Origin of the sequence: Pseudarthrobacter sp. L1SW, from assembly GCF_020809045.1 — a bacterium.
GTDB lineage: Bacteria > Actinomycetota > Actinomycetes > Actinomycetales > Micrococcaceae > Arthrobacter.
This window is the reverse complement of record NZ_CP078079.1, coordinates 2,647,614-2,665,931: the sequence shown is the minus strand read 5'-3', so window position 1 is coordinate 2,665,931 and position 18,318 is coordinate 2,647,614. Positions and strand designations below refer to the sequence as shown.

Here is an 18,318-nt window from a genome sequence, read left to right as displayed (position 1 = left end):
CTTCCGAACACCGTCCCGGTCCTGCCGGGGCGGTGTTCTTTGTTGTGCCGCTGTTCGAAAAGGACCACGGCCCGTTCAGGTAAATTTTGTGTCTCAACTCACAAAATGGCCCCGCCTGAGGGTTCACTCTCTGATTGAATCTAGGCATCAGCACCGCGCGCTTTCCGCCTGAGCAAATGCACCCATCAGCGGTCGGCGGGCGCGCACTCATCGAACAGAAAGTTCACAGATGACGAAGAGCATCAAAGCACTGCACGGCGCCATCGCGCTGGCAGGCATCTCCGCCCTCGCATTGACTGCCTGCACGGGCCCTTCAGGCGGAGGCGGAACCTCAACCGGCGAGGCAGGAGGCGGTGCCATCACCTACGGCACCACGGACAAGGTGGTCACCCTCGATCCCGCCGGGTCCTACGACGGCGGTTCCTTCATGGTGATGAACCAGATCTACCCGTTCCTGCTCAACTACAAGCCCGGCACGGCCGATGCCGCGCCGGACATCGCCGAGTCCGCCTCCTTCACCAGCCCCACTGAGTACACGGTCAAGCTGAAGCCCGGCCTGAAGTTCGCCAACGGCAACACACTGGATTCCTCGGACGTCGTGTTTTCCTTCAACCGCGTCAAGTCGATCGACGACCCCAACGGCCCGGCGTCGCTGCTCTCCAACATGGAAAAGATCGAGGCGACGGACCCCAACACCGTGGTGTTCACCCTTGCGGCCGGAAATGACCAGGTGTTCCCCGGCGTCCTGGCCTCGAACCCCGGTCCGATCGTGGACGAGCAGGTCTTCCCGGCGGACAAGATCATGGACGACGACGCCATAGTCGCCGCGAAGCCCTTCGCCGGCCAGTACACGATTGAAAGCTACAAAAAGAACGAACTGGTGAGCTTCAAGCCCAACCCCGACTACCAGGGGCTCCTTGGCAAGGCCTCCAACGAGGGCGCCACGCTCAAGCACTACGCCGACCCGAACAACCTGAAGCTGGACGTGCAGCAGGGCAACATCGACGTTGCCGGCCGCATCCTCACGGCCACGGACGTCGCCGACCTCGAGAAGGATTCCAAGGTCAAGGTCCACAAGGGCCCCGGCGGCGAGCTGCGGTACATGGTCTTCAACTTCGACACCATGCCGTTCGGCGCGAAGACTCCCGAGGCGGATCCCGCGAAGTCGCTTGCCGTGCGCCAGGCGATTGCCCACCTCGTGGACCGCGACGTCATCGCCTCCCAGGTCTTCAAGAACACCTACACTCCGGTCTACTCCTACGTCCCCAAGGAATTCGAAGGAGCAGCGGAACCGCTGAAGAGCCTGTACGGCGACGGAAACGGCAAGCCCAGCGTGGACAAGGCCAAGAAGGTCCTGGCCGACGCCGGCGTCACGTCCGTGGTGGACCTGAAACTGCAGTACACGGACCGCTACGGCACGTCAGCCGCGGACGAGTACGCCCTGGTCAAGGAGCAGCTTGAGAAATCGGGCCTGTTCACCGTTGACCTGAAGTCCACGGAATGGACCACCTACACCAAGGAGCGCCGTGCGGATGCCTACCCCGTGTACCAGCTGGGCTGGTTCCCGGACTACTCGGACGCGGACAACTACCTGACCCCGTTCTTCATCCCGGGCAACTTCCTCGGCAACCACTACGAGAACCCCGCCGTCACGGAGATCGTGAAGAAGCAGCTTGTCACCACGGACAAGGCGGAACGGAGCAAGCTCCTGGGCCAGGCGCAGGAAGCCATCGCGAAGGACCTCTCCACGCTCCCGCTGCTGCAGGGCGCCCAGGTAATGGTGGCCGGTACGGACGTCAAGGGAGTCGAGAAGACCCTGGACGCGTCGTTCAAGACCCGCCTTGGCGTGATGTCCAAGTAGGTCCACCGAACAATCCGGCTCTGACCCACGACGGGGCGGGACGCGGTGCGCCTGCACAGGTGCGCGTGTCCCGCCCCGTCTGCTGGTCGGGAAGCGGTGCATGCCCTCCGCAGGCACCGTAAAAAACAACCTGAGGCACCATGACTACATTGATCGACGCGCCGCCAACGGATGCGGACGGCCTGCTTCCGGCGGCCAAGAAATCCTCCGGCGGGGGATTGGGACAGTACATCCTGATCCGTTTCCTGCTGATTTTCCCCACCATCTTCATCCTGGTGACCATGGTCTTCTTCCTGATGCGGATCACGGGAGACCCCATCACCGCGGCCATGGGCGGACGCCTGCCCGAGGACCAGCTCCAGGAGCGGATCCAGGCTGCAGGCTACGACCGGCCCCTCCTGGTCCAGTACTTCGAATACCTCGGCCAGCTGGCCACCGGCAACTTCGGCCGCACGCTCACGGACAACCGTGCCGTCGTCGAAATGCTCACCACCTACGGCTCGGCCACCCTGGAACTGAGCATCAACGCCCTGCTCGTTGCCCTCCTGGTGGGCATCCCGCTGGGAATGTTGGCGGCCCACCGCAGGGATAAGGCGCCTGACGCCGTCCTGCGGGTTTTCGCCATCCTTTGCTACGCAACCCCGGTGTTCTTCGCCGGCATGCTCCTGAAGCTGACCTTCTCGGTCTGGCTCGGATGGCTGCCGGTGGCCGGGCGGGCCAAAACCTCCAGCGAACTCGCCCTGACCTCCCTTCAGGCCCCCACCGGAATCTACTGGCTTGATGCCCTCCGCAGCGGCAACATGGCTGCGCTCGGCGATGTCCTGGCGCACGCTGTCCTGCCTGCGGTGGCACTGGGCCTGCTGACGGCCGGGATCTTCCTCCGCCTGGTGCGGACCAACGTGATCGGCACCCTGGGCAGGGACTACATCGAGGCGGGGCGGTCCAGGGGAGTCAGCGAATACCGCCTGGTCACCAAGCACGCCTACAAGCCCGCACTCATCCCCATCATCACGGTGATGGGCCTGCAGATTGCGGTGATGCTCGGCGGCGCGGTGCTGACAGAGAAGACGTTCGAGTGGAAAGGCCTGGGATTCCAGCTGGCCAACTACCTCACCGCGCGCGACTTCGTCGCAGTGCAGGGCATCGTGGTGCTGCTGGCCATCATCGTGGCCATGACCAACTTCATCGTGGACATCATCGCCGCGCTGATCGATCCCCGCGTGAGGTACTGACCATGAGCATTCCCGCTGTTCCCGTCCCCATGGAAAACCCCAGGGCTCCCTGGTACCGGCGCCTGCCGGTGGTTTCCCACTTCAACAAGAGCGTGGGCCTCCAGCGAGGCATGCTGGTGGCCGGCCTGATCCTCACCGGCATCTTCATCCTCACCGCGCTTTTCGCGCCATTGCTGGCACCCTACGGTTTCTCCCAGCTTTCCGACGCCGACGGCAACTTCCCCACGCAGGAGGCCCCTGGCGGCAAGCACCTCCTGGGCACAACCGTGGGCGGTTACGACGTCCTGTCCCGGGTCATCTGGGGCGCGCAGACCGCCATCCTGGTGATCGTCGTCGCCGTCGCCATGTCCCTCGTCCTGGGCGTTGCCCTCGGCCTGGTCAGCGGCTACCTTGGCGGGTGGCTCGACCGGATCCTGGTGGTCATCGCGGACGCCGTGTATGCCTTCCCGTCCCTGCTGGTTGCCATTGTCATGGCCATCGTCATCAGCGGCGGCCAGTCCAGCCTGCTCGGCGGCATCTTCGCCGCCGGCACGGCAATCACCCTGGTGTTCATCCCCCAGTATTTCCGGGTGATCAGGGCGGAAACGGTCCGACTCAAAGCAGAGCCGTTCGTGGAGTCGGCCAAGGTGGTGGGCGCCTCCAACATCCGCATCATGACCCGCCACATCTACCGCAACGCCACCCGCACCCTGCCGTTGATCTTCACCCTCAACGCTTCCGAGGCCATCCTCACCCTCGCCGGGCTGGGCTTCCTGGGCTTCGGCATCGAGCCGAGCTCCGCCGCGGAGTGGGGCTTCGACCTCAACAAGGCGCTCGCGGACACCACCTCCGGCATCTGGTGGACCGGCCTGTTCCCGGGCCTGGCCATCGTGCTTACCGTGGTGGGCCTGACCCTGGTGGGTGAGAGCATCAACGACCTGAACGATCCGCGGCTCCGGGGCCGCAAGAGCACGGGCGGCAGTTCGCCGGCCCCGGTGGCCAATGCCGCCATCGCAACAGAAGTGGGTGGACTATGACTGTCAACATCGATCCGACATCCGGGGCCGCATCCGGCCACGAGTCCGACGGCGGCCGCCCCGTCCTCGACATCGACCACCTCCAGGTCACCTTTGCCACCGACGGCGGTCCGGTCCATGCCGTCAAGGACGTCAGCCTGGAGGTCCGGAAGGGTGAAGTGCTGGCGATCGTGGGGGAGTCGGGTTCCGGCAAGACCGTCACCGCCAAGACCATCCTGGGCCTGCTGCCGGAGACCGCAACCAGCGGCGGCGCGGTCCTGATCAATGGGAACAACGTGATCACCGTGAGCCCCGCGAAGCTGCGCCAGATCCGCGGCCGCGACGTCGCCATGGTGTTCCAGGAACCCTCAACGGCACTGAACCCCGTGTTCACCGTGGGCTGGCAGATCGCCGAAGGCATCCGGGCCCATGCCGGGAGCGGCGGAAAGCGGGTTTCGGTAAAGGACGCCAAGTCCCGGGCCATAGAGGCGCTGCGGAAGGTGGGCATCCCCGATCCCGAACACCGCGTCAACTACTACCCGCACCAGTTTTCGGGAGGGCAGAAGCAGCGGGTGGTCATCGCAGCGGCGCTGGCGCTGAATCCGGGACTGATCGTCGCGGACGAGCCAACCACCGCCCTGGACGTCACGGTCCAGGCAGAGATCCTGGAACTCCTGCGGGACCTGCGGGACAAGTACGGCACGTCCATTGTGCTCATTACGCACAACATGGGGGTGGTGGCGGACCTTGCCGACCGCGTGGTGGTCATGTACCAGGGGGACGTTGTGGAAGAGGCACCGGCCCGCACCCTGTTTGCCGAACCCAAGCAGGACTACACCCGGAAACTGCTCGCCGCTGTGCCACACCTCGGCCACAACTCGGCGTCGGAGGGCCTGACGGGCAGGGCGCACCAGGATGAGGAAATCCTGGTGGAGGCCAAGGACCTCACCATCGAGTACCCGGGCAGGCTGGGAACTCCGGCTTTCAAGGCAGTGGACGGCGTCAGTTTCACCCTGTCCAGGGGCGAAGTCTTCGGGTTGGTGGGGGAGTCCGGTTCCGGGAAGACCACCATCGGCCGGGCCATCGCCGGCTTGAACAAGACCACGGGCGGCAGCCTCCGCGTGCTGGGCTACGAAATGCTGAACCTCCGGGAGCGCACCTTCAAGCCGCTCCGCAAGGACATCGGCTTTGTGTTCCAGGACCCGGCGGCGTCCTTCAACCCGCAACTGACCATTGGGGACTGCATTGCCGAACCCATGGTCATCCACACAAAGCCAAGCCCGGCGCAGGCGCGCAAACGCGTGGGTGAGCTGCTCGAATCAGTCCAGCTGCCGGCGTCGTACGCTGGGCGGTACCCGCACGAGCTGTCCGGCGGGCAGCGCCAGCGCGCGTCCCTGGCGCGGGCCCTCAGCCTGAACCCCCGCCTGCTGATAGCGGATGAGCCGACGTCGGCCCTGGACGTTTCGGTGCAGGCGAAGGTCCTGGAGCTGTTCAGGGACATCCAGCAGGAGTTCGGCTTCGCCTGCCTGTTCATCAGCCACGACCTGGCCGTCGTGGACACGTTGTCCTCCTGGGTGGGCGTGCTTTATAAGGGCCGGCTGGTGGAGCAGGGCATCGGGAACCAGGTGATGGGAAACCCGCAGCATGACTACACGCGGCGGCTCATCGCGTCCCTGCCGGTGCCGGACCCGCAGGAACAGGCGCGGCGCCGGGAGGAGCACCGGGCCCTGCTGGGCATCTGATGGTGCCGGGCACTTGACGGGCTGAGGGCGGGGACTCGCTTGTAGTGTGTTGGCGCCGGTGCCGTATGCGGCACCGGCGCTTAACACCCGGGCTATCCGCATGCCCTCCCATAGACTTGAGCCATGACGCAGCACAACCCCCACTCTCCTGATTCCGACGACTACGACCCCTCCGCCAGCTCCTTGGCCGGCCAGGTGGACAACTCGGTGATGGCTGAGCTGCTGTCCATCCGTTCCAGCATCGACAACATCGACGCCACCTTGGTCTATCTGCTGGCCGAGCGCTTCAAGGCCACCCAAAAGGTTGGCTTCCTCAAGGCTGCCCACCGGCTCCCCGCCGGCGACCCAGGCCGTGAGGCAGCACAGATCGCCAGGCTGCGCAGGCTGGCCGAAGACGCCCACCTGGACCCCGCCTTCGCGGAAAAGTTCCTGAATTTCATCATCGGTGAGGTCATCCGGCATCACGAAGCGATCGCCGAAGACCACGAGGCGGCCTCCGGACAGCATCCGCAGGCATCAGCGCGCGCGTGACCGGGGGTGAACGGCGCCAGGCCGGTTCCGGCTCCGCGCTGGGAAACGAAGCGCCGCCACGGGAGGTAACGGCCACCGCGCTGGGACCCTGGCCCGGTGAAGACCCGGTGGAAGCGGCAAAAATCATCCGCGGCGAGCTGGGCAGCCCCCACCTGCCGTTCCTCGCCGAGCTGCCGGACCGGGGCGTCGGCTCAGACGCGCTGGGACGCACTGCCTGCCTCCTGGAGGAGCTGGCGGTTGACGTCCAGCCGTATGGCTGGCGGCTCGTGGACCGTCCCGGCAAGGACTTCCGGCGCGCGGCTTCCGCCCTTGCCACGGACATCAACGTGCTGGCCGACGTTGCCGGGGCCGAGGAAGAGCCGGCAGCCGAAATCAAGGTGCAGCTGGTGGGGCCGCTGAGCCTTGCGGCCGGACTCCACCTGCACAACGGCGAACGGGCGCTCATCGACTACGGCGCCCGCCGGGACCTTGCGGCATCCCTTGCTGCCGGGGTGGGACGGTACCTTTCCCGGGTTGCCGCCGCCGTGCCGGGTGCCCGGCTGGTGGTCCAGGTGGACGAGCCGGACATCGCCGCGGTGCTGGCCGGCACCATCCCTACCTCCAGTGGCTACCGGACCCTGCGTGCGGTGGCGGCCTCCGAAGCGCGCGAATCTTGGCGGGTGGTCCTGGACGCTCTGCGCGCTTCCGGCGCAGCCGAAGTGGTCATAGCGGTGCCGGAAATCGAGGCGCCCTTTGAACAGATCCTCGCGGCAGGAGCCGACGGCATTGCCGTTCCGCTGAACGCCCTGACCTCCCGGCAGTGGGAACAGTTGGCCGGAGCGGTTGAAGCGGAGAAGCGCCTGTGGATCGGCGCGCTGGATACCGGGGGAAAGTCGCTGCCAAAGGTGCCGGACTGCGTCGATGCCGTGTGGCGTCCCTGGCGTCAGCTGGGCCTGCCGGCAACAGCGCTCGGCACGGTGCGGATCACGCCCTCGCAGGGACTCGCCGGCGGCAGTCCGGCCCAGGCGACGGCGGTCCTTGGCCGCCTCACGCAGGTGGCCGATGGGCTGAACCAGCGGGCGCTGGGATAGCAGGGGTCAGACCCGGTTTTCCCAGCGGTCCGGCTGTGCGTAGCGCGGCAGGAAACTCTGCGCCGAACTGCCGCCGGTGTAGGGGCGCAGCCGGTAGTCGAAAGCACCGGCGTAGACCAGCACCAGGCCGATCTGCGGCTGGATGACCTTCACCTGGATGCGGTGCCTGCCATTGCTGCCTTCTGCCGGGTCCCACCACTGCTCCGCGTAGGCTTTGGCATCCAAGGCGGCGGGAAGCGGGATGCGGAGTGGGCCAAGAAAGAGCCGGGATGCCTCGGACACCCCGCGAAGCCGGCCCTCCGGCGTGACACTCAAGTTCAGGTCGGTCACCAGCCGCCGGTACCGTCCCACGTAGTCCACCAGCTGGGAGGCGCCGTCCCGGCGGGTGGCGCTGGTGGTGTCCTGGAAGATCCGCGTCCGGCCCGGGAACCGGATCTCGCGGCGGGCTGTCAGGCTGGAGCGGCCAAAGGGGTCCTGGTGGGCATGGTTCTCAATCCGGAAAGGGACGTTCTCGCCGTACTCAGGGAAGAATGCCTCCTCCCCGCTGGTCAGCCTCAGCAGGGGGCGCAGCCATTCCTGCCGGCAGCCCACGACGTCGAAGGTCCCTTCGCCCACCCCGTAGCTGCCGGAACCCGGAACCAGGGAAAAGTAGTCCTGCAGCTCGGGCTGGAGCCGGGAAAAGCCCGTGCCGAGCGCCTGCTGGTAGATGGGGACGTTCATGGGACCTCCTGCGAAAGGGCGGGAACAACGTGCTGTGACCTCACAATGTACCGGCCGCCTTGAGCCTGATGTACATGTCGGCCAGCTTCGGGGGCAGCTGGTGCGGTTCGGCGTCCACCACTTCCACGCCTTGCTGCCTGAGTTCGGCGCTGATGGCCGCGCGCTGCAGCAGCGCCCGCTCCGCGGCGGCTGCGCGGAATACGCCTGCCGCATCGCCGCGTTCCTGGAGCATGGCACCCAGCTGAGGGTCCCGGACGGCCGCCACCACCACGACGTGCTGACGCGCCAGCTGTGCCGCGACGGGAAGGAGGCCTTCCTCCGGTGCGCCGCCGTCGAGCGATGTCAGCAGCACCACCAGGGAGCGGTGCGCGGAAACGGCGCGGACCTGGGCGGGGACCGCCGGCCAGTCCATCTCGATGAGTTCGGCCTCCAGCGGGGCCATCGCCTGGACCAACTGGCCCAGGAGGTTCCCCTGCCCGGCAGAGCCCGCCCGGGCGCGGGTTCGGCGGTCAAACGCCAGGAAGTCCACCCGGTCCCCGCCCCGCTCGGCCAGTACCCCCAGCAGGAGTGCCGCTTCCATGCCCGTGTCCAGTCGGGTTTCGTCGTCGATCCTTGCCGCCGACGTCCGTGACGTGTCCAGGACCATGACCACCCGCCGGTCCCGTTCAGGCCGCCAGGTCCGCACCACCACCGCTGACCGGCGGGCGGTGGCCCGCCAGTCGATGGAGCGGACGTCGTCTCCCCGGACGTAGTCACGCAGTGAATCGAACTCGGTGCCCGCGCCGCGGATCTGCACCGCGGCCTTGCCATCCAGCTCGCGCAGTTTACGCAGCTTTGACGGCAGGTGCCGGCGGGCATGGAAAGGCGGCAACACCCGCAGCGAACCGGGGCAATCGATGGTCCGCTGGCGCGCCGCCAGCAGCAGCGGGCCGAAAGATCGGAGGGTGGCGTGCGGCGCCTTCAGGTCCCCACGCCGGACGGGCCGCAGCCGCACGGTGACGCGCCTGCCTTCGCCGGCGGGAACATCGATGTCCTGTACCGGGTCCTGTGCTCCCGCCGACGGTTGCCACGCATCGCGGATGACGCCGCGGAGCCGCCGGCCGCCGTCGTTCTGCACTTTCAGCACGGCGTCCACGCCCGCATGCAGCGTGACGTTTCCAGGCTCGGAACGCAGGACGCGCACCCGGCGCGGCGAGGCCGCGAGCAGGAGGTCGACGGCGGCAAGGGCCGTCAGCGCGGCAGCCACCAGCAGCACCGTTCCCCAGTTCGGAAGCAGCAGGACCGGCACCACACCGAGCAGCACCAGCAGCACAAAACGCCCGGAGACGGCCATCAGCGCGGAACGGGAACGGACGCCAGGATGCTGCCCAGTACGTCGTCCACCCGTACTCCGTCCATTTGGGCTTCGGGCTGGAGCGCTACGCGGTGCCGCAGGCAGGGGAGGGCCAGGGCTTTGACGTCGTCGGGGGTGACAAAGCTCCTGCCGGAGAGCCAGGCCCATGACCGGGAGGTGTTCAGCAGGGCGGTGGCGCCGCGGGGCGAGACGCCAAGGAGGAAGGAAGGTGCCGAGCGGGTGGCCCGCACCAGGTCCACGATGTAGGCGATGACCTCAGGGTCCACGGCCACGGAAGCCACCGCCTGCCGCGCCCGTGCCAGGTCTTCCGCGCCTGCCACGGCGCGGACACCGGCAGCGGTTAGGTCCCTGGGGTCGAAGCCGGCGGCGTGGCGCCGGATGACCTCCATTTCGTCCTGGCGCCCGGGCAGCGGCATGGTCAGCTTGAGCAGGAACCGGTCAAGCTGCGCCTCGGGCAGCGGGTAGGTGCCTTCGTATTCCACCGGGTTCTGGGTGGCGGCGACCAGGAACGGAGCCGGCAGCGGCCGCGATTCGCCGTCCACGGACACCTGCCGCTCCTCCATGGCCTCCAGCAGGGAGGCCTGGGTTTTGGGAGGCGTCCGGTTGATCTCGTCCGCCAGCAGGATGTTGGTGAAGACCGGCCCCTCCCGGAAGGTGAATTCGGAGGTGTGCGAGTCATAAACCAGCGACCCTGTAATGTCGCCGGGCATCAGGTCCGGAGTGAACTGGACGCGCTTGGTGTCCAGGCTCAACGCCGCGGACAACGCACGCACCAGCAGGGTTTTCGCCACGCCGGGAACGCCCTCCAGGAGCACGTGCCCCTGCGAGAGCAGCGCGATCAACAGTCCGGTCACGGTGGCGTCCTGCCCCACCACCGCCTTGGCCACCTCGTGGCGCACGTCCAGGAGGGCCTGCCGGGCGGCATCGTGTTCCATGTGGTCCAGGACCCGGGGGCCGCTGCCTTGCTCGCTCATCGGCTTTTGACTTCTTTCTCTAGGGTGTCCAGTTCCCGCGACCAGGCAACCAGCCGTGCCTCGGTGCGGGGATGTTCGTTGACGAGTTGGTGGAGTTGCCGGGCCGGCTGCCCGAGGTGCTGGGCGGCGGCGTCGATCACCTGGGCGGCAGTGGACCCGGCACCCAGCCGCAAATGCCCGGAGAGCCGCACCAGGGTTCCGGCCCGGAGATTGTCCCGGGCCTGGTCCACGGCATGGGAATCGTGGTACAGCCGGGCCCTGCCCTCTGCCGTCTCCACAGCCTTGACCACCACGGGCAGGGGCTCGAACACCAGCGGGCCAAGGCGCCTGCCCCGCCAGGCGATTGCGGCCGCCGCCACCAGGGCGAGCCACGGCCCAAGGAAACGCACCCAGTCCGGGGCGAGTTCGTCGAGGGTTTGCGGGGAGCTGCCGGTTTGCAGGTCCTCGACGGTGGGAAGGTACCAGACCAGGTCCGGGGAGGCGCCGAGGGTGCGGACGGCCAACGCCGCGTGGCCGAGGTCGTCCAGGCGGTCGTTGTTGAGGATGCCGGTGCTTCCCAGGACCGTGAGCCTGCCGTTGTCCTCCATGGCAAGCACCCCGGCGGGAGAACCGGCGGGCCGGTAACAGGAGGTGCCGCCGTCGTAGATAAAGCCTGACTTGCCGGAAACCGGTCCGGCCGCTTCCGCATCGGGGAGGCCGCACCCGGGCTCCAGCTCGGGGGACGCGTCCGGCACCACCCCTGCCTGGTGGATGCTGCTGCTGAGCGCCGCGAGGGTCGGCAGCCTGGGCGAAACCAGCACCACCCTTTCCGCGGACGCCGCCAGTTCCTGGAGCCGCGGCTCGTCGAGGAAACCGCCCCTGTCATACAGCAGGAGGGTGGGGGAGGCTCCCGCCTCCAGCGCCGCCATGGCCGCCTCGAAATTCCCGGCGGCGTGGACCTCGACGCCGTGCCGGCCAAGGATCTGCGTAACGGCCCGCGCGCCGGTTGGGCCGGCGTTGTTGGGGGACAAGGGAACGGCATCTCCTTGAGGGGCCAGCTGCGCCCAGAGAACCAGGGCCAGGGCTGCGGCCACCACGGCCCACAGTGCCGCGGGTGTGCGGTGGCGGCCCAGCCACCCCGGCATGCTGCCGGCTTTCCCCGGGGCGCTGTCTTGTCCCGGCCCGGGCCCCTCCTGGGTTGCGGGTGCGCGAACGACGGCGGTCATGGCCGTGCCGCCCTGTCCGGCGCCAGGGGTACCTGCTGTGCCTGATCCGGCTGGGCCTGATCCGGCTGGGCCCGTTCCTGCCGGCCCGTGGTGCGCGCCGGCTTCATGGCTTCGAGCGCGTTGTCCAGGCTGGCCATTGCCTCATAGTCGGCGGCGTCTGCCGTCCGGTTCCCGTACCGGATGGCGTCAAAGGTCCCGGCTGCCCTGCCCAGGCGTTCCGCCTCGGCGCCGAACGGTGCAGCCAGTTCACGGGCCACCTCATCAGCCGTCCGCCCCGGCTGCGGATCGAGGATGGTGCGGTCCTCGGCAGAGCGGACCAGCGCACGGAAGAGGTCGACGACGGCGTCCCCCCACTTCCCGGCCGCGGCGGACGCCTCGGCGCGCTGCCGGTAGTCCGCGGGTGTCAAAACGCTGTCTGGTTCGAACACGTTTTTGGCCCGCCGCGCTTTCGGATTCAGCCGTGGCTTGGCGATAATCACGGCGGCCGCGATCACCACGGCGATGACGATCCCAATGACCGGGCTGGGCACCGTGCTCCCCTCAGCTGCGGAACCGTCCAAGGACTGGAGCCAGTCCACGAAGCCCTGCCAGAGCGCCTCGAGCCAGCCCGGAGCAGCTTCCCGGTACTCGGGTTTTGCCAGTTCCTCGGCGGCCCAGCGGCGGGCCTCCTCTGCGCCGGGCAGGACCGGGGGTTCAGCGGCCATCCGGCCATGCCCCTGCCGCCGGTCCGGGTCCTGGGTTCCAGCCGTGTGGGTTCCAGCCGGGCCTGCCCGTTACGTGGCCGCGGCCTGGGACGCCGTCCGGATCGGCGCCCGTCTCCATCTGGCGGAGCAGCGAGATATCCAGTCCGTCCTTCCTCATCCGGAGGTCCATGTAGATCAGTGCCATGACGGACGTCTGGAAGGCGTAGCCGAGGGCCCCCGCCAGGGCACCGAGGATGGCCGTGACGATGCCGATCGCGACGGCAATGGCCATGTCCTGTCCGTTGCCGCCGTGGGGGGAAAGGAAACTGGCCACCAGCGGGGGCAGCAGTCCCACCGGGATCATGACGATCTGGCTGACAATTGCCACCATGATGCCCACCACAAGCGTGATCCCCAGGATCCGCCACCAGTTGGCCCGGGTCAGTTCCCACGATCGGCGCAGGCCAGCCCGGGCGCCGAGTTCCTCGATGACGACGGCGGCCGGGGCCACCATCAGCTTCACGTAGATCCAGACGTACAGGGCAACAAAGCCGAGGAACAGGGGGATGAGCAACAGGATGCCCATCCCTTGCATGGTTGCGGTCAGCGCGACGGCCAACGCTGCGGGGACAAGCATCGCCAGCAGGGTGGCGGCCATCAGCAGGGCAGCGAGCCGGACAAGCGCTCCGACCCGCGGGCGGGCAAGGGACCACATCTGCTTGAAACTGGTGGGCCGGTTGAGGATGGAACGCGCCACGGGCACCACCATGGCGCCCTGCAGGACCGAGGCGATGAAGAGGGTGAGGACGGCCACCAGCAGGACGGCGGCGGCGAATCCCAGGCCGAGGGCTGCCAGGTCGGCATCACTGGTGCTGCTGGCCCAGGCTTCGACGGAGACCATCGACGTTGCCGTGGCAGCTGTGAGGACAGCCGTAAGGATGGCGGCGAGGGACTGCGCCAGCAGCGAAGCGCCCAGCATGGCCTTCGCGTTCCGCCGGATCACCTGGAAGGAACCGTCCATGATCTCCCCGAACATCAGCGGACGCAGCGGGACGATCCCCGGCTTCGGGGGAGCCACATACCGCGGTTGGCCAAAGGAAGTGCCCTGGTTCGGATAATGCTGGTTCGGACCGTGCTGGCTCGGATAGCGGGGCTGCGGAGGCCCAGGGTAGGCAGAACCGGGCTGGCCCCAGGGCTGCTGCTGCGACGGCTGCTGCCACGTCGGCGGACCCCACGGCTGCTGCGGTGCCTGCTGCCAGCCGGGAGGTTGTTGTCCCGGAATCTCGTGTCCCGGCGGGTGAGGTCCCGGCGTTTGCTGGCCGGAAGGGTGCCGCCAGGCAGCCTGCCGGTCCTGCGGCTCCTGCGCGTCCGAATCCTGTGGTGACACCAATGTTCCTTCCCCCGTACCAGTGCGCCGTCAGCGGGGCGCCCGCTCCACTGGCTCAGGCGCGGCGCTGCAAACGCCCGGCGTGGCACCAGCCTATAGTTCCGGCGTCGGGCATCCTAGCGCCCCGCCATGCCGGAGGGCGTCCAATAGGACAAAGCCATCCTGATAAGGGAATATATAGCTATGAAGGCACGCATTCTGGTGGTAGACGATGACGAAGCGCTGGCCGAAATGATTGGAATTGTTCTCCGCAACGACGGCTTCGAGCCCGTCTTCTGCGCGGACGGCGCCCAGGCGCTTGACGTTTTCCGGTCATCCCGGCCGGACCTGGTATTGCTGGACCTTATGCTTCCCGGTGTGGACGGCATCGAGGTCTGCCGGCAGATCCGCGCGGAGTCGGATGTTCCGATTGTCATGCTCACCGCCAAGTCGGACACGTCCGACGTCGTCCGCGGACTCGAATCCGGCGCCGACGACTATGTGCCCAAGCCGTTCAAGCCGGCCGAGCTCGTGGCCCGCGTCCGTGCCCGGCTCCGTCCCGGCGACCAGAAGGCGCCCGAAACATTGCGCATCGCCGACATCACGATCGACGTCGCCGGGCACACCGTCAGCCGGGGCAATGAGCGGATCTCGCTGACGCCACTGGAGTTCGACCTCCTGGTAGCCCTTGCCCGGAAGCCATGGCAGGTGTTCACCCGCGAACTGCTGCTCGAGCAGGTGTGGGGCTACCGCCACGCCGCGGACACGCGCCTGGTGAACGTCCATGTCCAGCGCCTCCGTTCCAAGATCGAGCAGGATCCGGAAGCTCCGGAAGTCGTATTGACGGTGCGTGGTGTCGGCTACAAAGCAGGAGCCTGAACCCGCGGCGCACGGCGGTACACCCGGTACGGGCGTGCCCACTCCCGCGGGACCATACACCCCCGGGGGAGTTTCCGGGCATCACAGTGGCACGGGCCCGCCGCCACCCCCCGAACACACGGATGCCATCAGCCTGCGGCTGCGCCGCCTGACGTTCCGCGCCCACCTCTGGCAGCGGCGGTCCCTGATCGTGGGCCTGCGCGTTGCCCGGCTGGTCAAGACCGGAGTCCGCCGCTTCCTGCCTGCCCTGCGCTACATCGGGCGTTCCCTCCACCGCCGGTGGCGCCGGTCCCTGCAGTTCCGCACGGTCCTCACCACCCTGCTCCTGGCCGTCACGTCTTTCGCGGTGGTGGGCGCGTACCTGTCCAACCAGATTGCCAACAACCTCTTCCAGGAGCGGTTGACGCAGGCCGAGTCGGAGACCCGCTATAACGTCAAGCAGGTGCAGGACACGTTCGACGGCGCACAGGTCACCGACCAGGCCAGTGTGATCACCCTCGTCTACGACACGCTGAACGCAGTGGAGGGCCGCGGTTCTGTCATCCAGCGAAGGTACGTCTTCGAGGCCGTGCCGGAACAGACCAAGCCGCGGAACCGCTGGGTTGAATCCCGGGCGTCCGACCAGTTGACCGTCAGCGTCATTCCGCCGGAGCTTCGCAAGGCCGTGCAGGAATCCGGGAAGGACCAGTATTGGGCGTCCACGGTCATCCCGGTGGGTACCGAGGACCGGCCCGGTATTGCCGTGGGCAACAAAGTGACATTCAACGGCACCGTCTACGAGCTGTACCTGATCTATGACCTCAACACCGCGCAGAAGACCCTGGACGAGATCCAGAGCGTCCTCTGGGCAGGCGGGGCGGTGCTGGTGCTCCTGATCGGCGCAGTCGCCTGGTATGTCACCCGGAATGTCGTCAGCCCCGTCAGTCACGCCGCCATGGTCTCCGAGAAACTCGCAGCGGGCCAGTTGCAGGAGCGCATGGTGGTCCGGGGTGAGGACGAAGTGGCCCGGCTCGGCGCGTCCTTCAACCACATGGCAGCGAGCCTCCAGGAACAGATCACCCAGCTGGCAACCCTTTCCCAGATGCAGCAGCGCTTCGTCTCCGACGTTTCCCACGAGTTGCGGACACCGCTGACCACCGTCCGGATGGCCGCAGAGGTCCTGTATGACGCCCGCCACGATTTCGACCCCATCAACAAGCGTTCGGCCGAACTGCTCTACAACCAGGTGGAGCGTTTCCAGTCGCTCCTCTCAGACCTGCTGGAGATCTCGCGGTTCGACGCCGGCGTGGCGGTACTGGATGCGGAAGCGGAGGACATCCTGCAGGTGATTGCCCACGCCATCGAGGGCGCGGCCCCGGTGGCCGCCGAATACGGTTCCGAGATTGTCCTCAGGGCGCCGGAAGGTGCCGTCATCGTGGAGATGGATGCCCGCCGTATAGACAGGATCCTGCGGAACCTGATCCTCAACGCCGTGGAGCACGGCGAAGGAAAACCCGTCACTGTCACCGTGGCAGCAAGCCAGACCGCCGTCGGGATTGCCGTCCGGGACCAAGGCATCGGGATGGAGCCGGCGGAAGCGGCGCGCGTCTTTGACCGCTTCTGGCGGGCGGACCCTGCACGTGCCCGCACTACCGGCGGAAGCGGCCTTGGCCTGTCCATCGCCATGGAAGACACTAAGCTGCACAACGGCTGGCTCCAGGCGTGGGGTAAAAAGGGCAGCGGCGCCAACTTCCGCCTGACGCTGCCGCTCCGCCAGGGAGAAGAGATCGACAAGTCGCCGGTCCAGCTGGAGCCGGAGGACATCACGCTTCCCGGTGGGCCGGGCTCCAGGAACATGCTGGTCCTGGAAACGGGCACCGCTTCGCTTGCACCGGCGTCGTCCCCGAAGGAAGGAACATGATGGGCCGCACCGGCCGCCTGGCGAAGCTGCGTGCTTCACTGCTGGTCCTGCTGCTGGTCCTGCTGGCCGGCTGCGCCCGTATTCCCACATCGGGGCCGGTGGGCAAGAGCAGCGAGGGCAGCGCGGGGAACGTCAGCGCACCGGTGTTCCTGCCGGCAGCGCCCCAGCCGGGCGCCCTGCCGGAGACCATCATCGATTACTTCTACCGGGCCGGCAGCGGCTACGAGGACGACTACGCTGTGGCCCGCCAATACCTGACACAGGCCTCCTCCGTGTCCTGGAAGCCGGACCAGCGGGCGCTCGTTTACCGCGAGGCGCGGGTGGTGGCAACGGATAAGGAGAACGTCTACAACTACGAACTGGATGTCGCCTACACCGTGGACGCGGACGGCATCGCCACCCAGTCGCCGGAGGGAACCATTGAGAATATTCCGGTGACCCTCACCCAGGTGGACGGTGAATGGCGGATTTCCGGCCTCCCGGACGGCACCGCCATCGCCGAGGAAACGTTCAAGGTGATTTACGGGGCCTACCCCATCTACTTTTACGACCCCACGTTCACGTTCGCTGTTCCGGATGTCCGCTGGTTCATCAAGAACAAGACGGTCAAGGCAATGACCAGCGCACTGCTGGCGGGGCCGGCGCCCTACCTCCGCGGGGCAGTGGCGAGTGCCTTCCCCTCCGGCATCAAGCTTGCGCGGGAGTCGGTTCCCGTCGTCTCAGGCGCTGCGCAGGTGGACCTGACAGCCAAGGAACTGATGGAGACGTCCCCGGAGGACCGGCTCAGGATGCAGATGCAGCTGACGCTGACGTTCCGCAGCCAGCCCGACGTCGTCAATGTCGAGCTGCGCGCAAACCAGGATTTGGTGCGGGTGGAGGACAACGGAGCCGTCCTCCCGCCAGTCCAGGACAAGAGCGTGCCGTCCCGCCAGATTGCCATCAGCGGCAACGAGCTGGCGCGGTACGAAAACAACCGGGTCTCCCCCCTTCCGGACATGCAGCCCGTGTCATCGCTCGCGCCGCGGTTCCCGGCGGAATCGCCGGTGTCGCAGACGGCCGCGTTCCTCAATGAAAGCCGCACCACGCTGTACAGCATCAGTCCCGGGCAGCCGGCGCGGGCCCTGACCACGAGGAGCACGCTGAGCCGGCCGTCCTTCGGCCTCAGTGAATGGGTCTGGTCGGCAGGTCCGGGAGCCACGGGGGGCACTGAAGTCGTGGCGTTCCGTCCGGCCGGAGTCGCGGAAGGCGCCGCGGTTCCCACCGTCACCCTGTCACCTGCGTGGCTGGCCGGAAGAACTGTCAAGGAGTTCCGGATTTCCCGGGAAGGGGTCCGGGCGCTGGTGATTTCGGAGCAGAACGGCAAGACCCGGGTCCAGGTGACCGGAATCATCCGGGGCGCCGACGGGACGCCGCGCGAGCTGACACCGCCGGTCACCCTGGCCACCGGCAGCGATCCGGACCAGGGTGCCTGGGTCACGGATACAACCCTTGTAGTGATGAAGGGGGCAGCCGGGCAGAACGTCACCCCGGAACTGCTGTCACTGACCTCCGGGCAGCCGCAGCAGCTGGCCCCCTGGCCCGGCCTCGTGGCCCTCAGCGCGGGCAACGGGGCCGAGGAGATCTATGCCCAGTCCGCTGAGGGGATCTTCCAGCGGCTTGGCAACGGCTGGTCGCCGCAGATCAAGGGCCCTATCGATCCGGCATTTCCGGGCTGAGGAACCCGGCGGGTAACACGGGCCGGCCAGGTGCGCCGGGCGGAGTCCTGTGTTCCCGGGCGCTGTCCACATAGCGCCCCTGCCTGCTGCC

The 18,318-nt window shown here is 67.5% G+C and carries 15 protein-coding genes; 9 read left to right on the top strand and 6 right to left on the bottom strand.

The genetic code is table 11. The features are described 5' to 3' along the window. Positions 1-229: 229 nt before the first annotated feature. The 6 genes from KTR40_RS12255 (at position 230) to KTR40_RS12230 (ending at position 7,431) form a co-directional block, all read left to right on the top strand. Positions 230-1,861 carry an ABC transporter substrate-binding protein gene (locus tag KTR40_RS12255; protein WP_139029734.1) on the top strand — a complete coding sequence of 544 codons (1,632 nt, stop codon included), beginning with the start codon at positions 230-232 and terminating at the stop codon, positions 1,859-1,861. 140 nt (positions 1,862-2,001) lie between these two features. Next, the gene (locus tag KTR40_RS12250; protein ID WP_139029733.1) at positions 2,002-3,093 is read left to right on the top strand and encodes an ABC transporter permease; all 1,092 of its coding nucleotides are present in this window, start codon (positions 2,002-2,004) and stop codon (positions 3,091-3,093) included. 2 nt (positions 3,094-3,095) lie between these two features. After that, positions 3,096-4,109, top strand: coding sequence for an ABC transporter permease (locus tag KTR40_RS12245; RefSeq protein WP_228403914.1), 1,014 nt, complete (start codon positions 3,096-3,098; stop codon positions 4,107-4,109). After that, a complete protein-coding gene (locus KTR40_RS12240; RefSeq protein WP_228403913.1) occupies positions 4,106-5,830 on the top strand; it encodes an ABC transporter ATP-binding protein in 1,725 nt (574 codons plus the stop codon). Before KTR40_RS12245 ends, KTR40_RS12240 begins: the two co-directional genes overlap by 4 nt. Positions 5,831-5,953: 123 nt before the next feature. Further along, the gene (locus KTR40_RS12235) at positions 5,954-6,361 is read left to right on the top strand and encodes a chorismate mutase (RefSeq protein ID WP_139029730.1); all 408 of its coding nucleotides are present in this window, start codon (positions 5,954-5,956) and stop codon (positions 6,359-6,361) included. Between the two features lie 38 nt (positions 6,362-6,399). Beyond that, positions 6,400-7,431: a hypothetical protein gene (locus tag KTR40_RS12230; protein WP_139029792.1), complete on the top strand. Its 1,032-nt coding sequence runs from the start codon at positions 6,400-6,402 to the stop codon at positions 7,429-7,431. A 6-nt stretch (positions 7,432-7,437) separates the two neighbouring features. Here the strand turns inward: KTR40_RS12230 and KTR40_RS12225 are convergent, their stop codons facing one another. Genes KTR40_RS12225 through KTR40_RS12200 form a run of 6 tightly spaced genes read right to left on the bottom strand, consistent with a single transcriptional unit; the run spans position 7,438 to position 13,445 of the window. Next, on the bottom strand, positions 7,438-8,151 hold the full coding sequence (locus tag KTR40_RS12225) for a DUF4166 domain-containing protein (protein ID WP_139029729.1): 714 nt from the start codon (positions 8,149-8,151) through the stop codon (positions 7,438-7,440). A gap of 40 nt (positions 8,152-8,191) precedes the next feature. Further along, the gene (locus tag KTR40_RS12220) at positions 8,192-9,484 is read right to left on the bottom strand and encodes a DUF58 domain-containing protein (protein ID WP_228403912.1); all 1,293 of its coding nucleotides are present in this window, start codon (positions 9,482-9,484) and stop codon (positions 8,192-8,194) included. Beyond that, positions 9,484-10,479, bottom strand: coding sequence for a MoxR family ATPase (locus tag KTR40_RS12215; RefSeq protein ID WP_139029727.1), 996 nt, complete (start codon positions 10,477-10,479; stop codon positions 9,484-9,486). The genes KTR40_RS12220 and KTR40_RS12215 overlap by 1 nt, the downstream gene beginning before the upstream one ends. Further along, complete coding sequence (locus KTR40_RS12210; RefSeq protein WP_228403911.1) at positions 10,476-11,684, bottom strand: DUF4350 domain-containing protein; 1,209 nt, start codon at positions 11,682-11,684, stop codon at positions 10,476-10,478. The genes KTR40_RS12215 and KTR40_RS12210 overlap by 4 nt, the downstream gene beginning before the upstream one ends. Next, a complete protein-coding gene (locus KTR40_RS12205) occupies positions 11,681-12,388 on the bottom strand; it encodes a DUF4129 domain-containing protein (RefSeq protein WP_228403910.1) in 708 nt (235 codons plus the stop codon). Before KTR40_RS12205 ends, KTR40_RS12210 begins: the two co-directional genes overlap by 4 nt. After that, the gene (locus KTR40_RS12200; RefSeq protein WP_228403909.1) at positions 12,378-13,445 is read right to left on the bottom strand and encodes a hypothetical protein; all 1,068 of its coding nucleotides are present in this window, start codon (positions 13,443-13,445) and stop codon (positions 12,378-12,380) included. The genes KTR40_RS12205 and KTR40_RS12200 overlap by 11 nt, the downstream gene beginning before the upstream one ends. A gap of 492 nt (positions 13,446-13,937) precedes the next feature. Between KTR40_RS12200 and mtrA the strand changes: the two genes are divergently transcribed. From mtrA to KTR40_RS12185, 3 genes are all read left to right on the top strand, one after another. Beyond that, complete coding sequence (gene mtrA, locus KTR40_RS12195) at positions 13,938-14,612, top strand: MtrAB system response regulator MtrA (protein WP_104998452.1); 675 nt, start codon at positions 13,938-13,940, stop codon at positions 14,610-14,612. A 148-nt stretch (positions 14,613-14,760) separates the two neighbouring features. Continuing rightward, a complete protein-coding gene (mtrB, locus tag KTR40_RS12190; RefSeq protein WP_228406121.1) occupies positions 14,761-16,512 on the top strand; it encodes an MtrAB system histidine kinase MtrB in 1,752 nt (583 codons plus the stop codon). Further along, positions 16,512-18,227: an LpqB family beta-propeller domain-containing protein gene (locus tag KTR40_RS12185; protein ID WP_370633199.1), complete on the top strand. Its 1,716-nt coding sequence runs from the start codon at positions 16,512-16,514 to the stop codon at positions 18,225-18,227. Before mtrB ends, KTR40_RS12185 begins: the two co-directional genes overlap by 1 nt. Positions 18,228-18,318: the final 91 nt, after the last annotated feature.

What these genes read in the sequence shown, in the direction of transcription:
- KTR40_RS12255 (WP_139029734.1), top strand. Translation starts at nt 230, where the DNA reads ATGACGAAGAGCATCAAAGCACTGCACGGCGCCATCGCGCTGGCAGGC.
- KTR40_RS12250 (WP_139029733.1), top strand. Translation starts at nt 2,002, where the DNA reads ATGACTACATTGATCGACGCGCCGCCAACGGATGCGGACGGCCTGCTT.
- KTR40_RS12245 (WP_228403914.1), top strand. Translation starts at nt 3,096, where the DNA reads ATGAGCATTCCCGCTGTTCCCGTCCCCATGGAAAACCCCAGGGCTCCC.
- KTR40_RS12240 (WP_228403913.1), top strand. Translation starts at nt 4,106, where the DNA reads ATGACTGTCAACATCGATCCGACATCCGGGGCCGCATCCGGCCACGAG.
- KTR40_RS12235 (WP_139029730.1), top strand. Translation starts at nt 5,954, where the DNA reads ATGACGCAGCACAACCCCCACTCTCCTGATTCCGACGACTACGACCCC.
- KTR40_RS12225 (WP_139029729.1), bottom strand. Translation starts at nt 8,151, where the DNA reads ATGAACGTCCCCATCTACCAGCAGGCGCTCGGCACGGGCTTTTCCCGG.
- KTR40_RS12220 (WP_228403912.1), bottom strand. Translation starts at nt 9,484, where the DNA reads ATGGCCGTCTCCGGGCGTTTTGTGCTGCTGGTGCTGCTCGGTGTGGTG.
- KTR40_RS12215 (WP_139029727.1), bottom strand. Translation starts at nt 10,479, where the DNA reads ATGAGCGAGCAAGGCAGCGGCCCCCGGGTCCTGGACCACATGGAACAC.
- KTR40_RS12210 (WP_228403911.1), bottom strand. Translation starts at nt 11,684, where the DNA reads ATGACCGCCGTCGTTCGCGCACCCGCAACCCAGGAGGGGCCCGGGCCG.
- KTR40_RS12205 (WP_228403910.1), bottom strand. Translation starts at nt 12,388, where the DNA reads ATGGCCGCTGAACCCCCGGTCCTGCCCGGCGCAGAGGAGGCCCGCCGC.
- mtrA (WP_104998452.1), top strand. Translation starts at nt 13,938, where the DNA reads ATGAAGGCACGCATTCTGGTGGTAGACGATGACGAAGCGCTGGCCGAA.
- KTR40_RS12185 (WP_370633199.1), top strand. Translation starts at nt 16,512, where the DNA reads ATGGGCCGCACCGGCCGCCTGGCGAAGCTGCGTGCTTCACTGCTGGTC.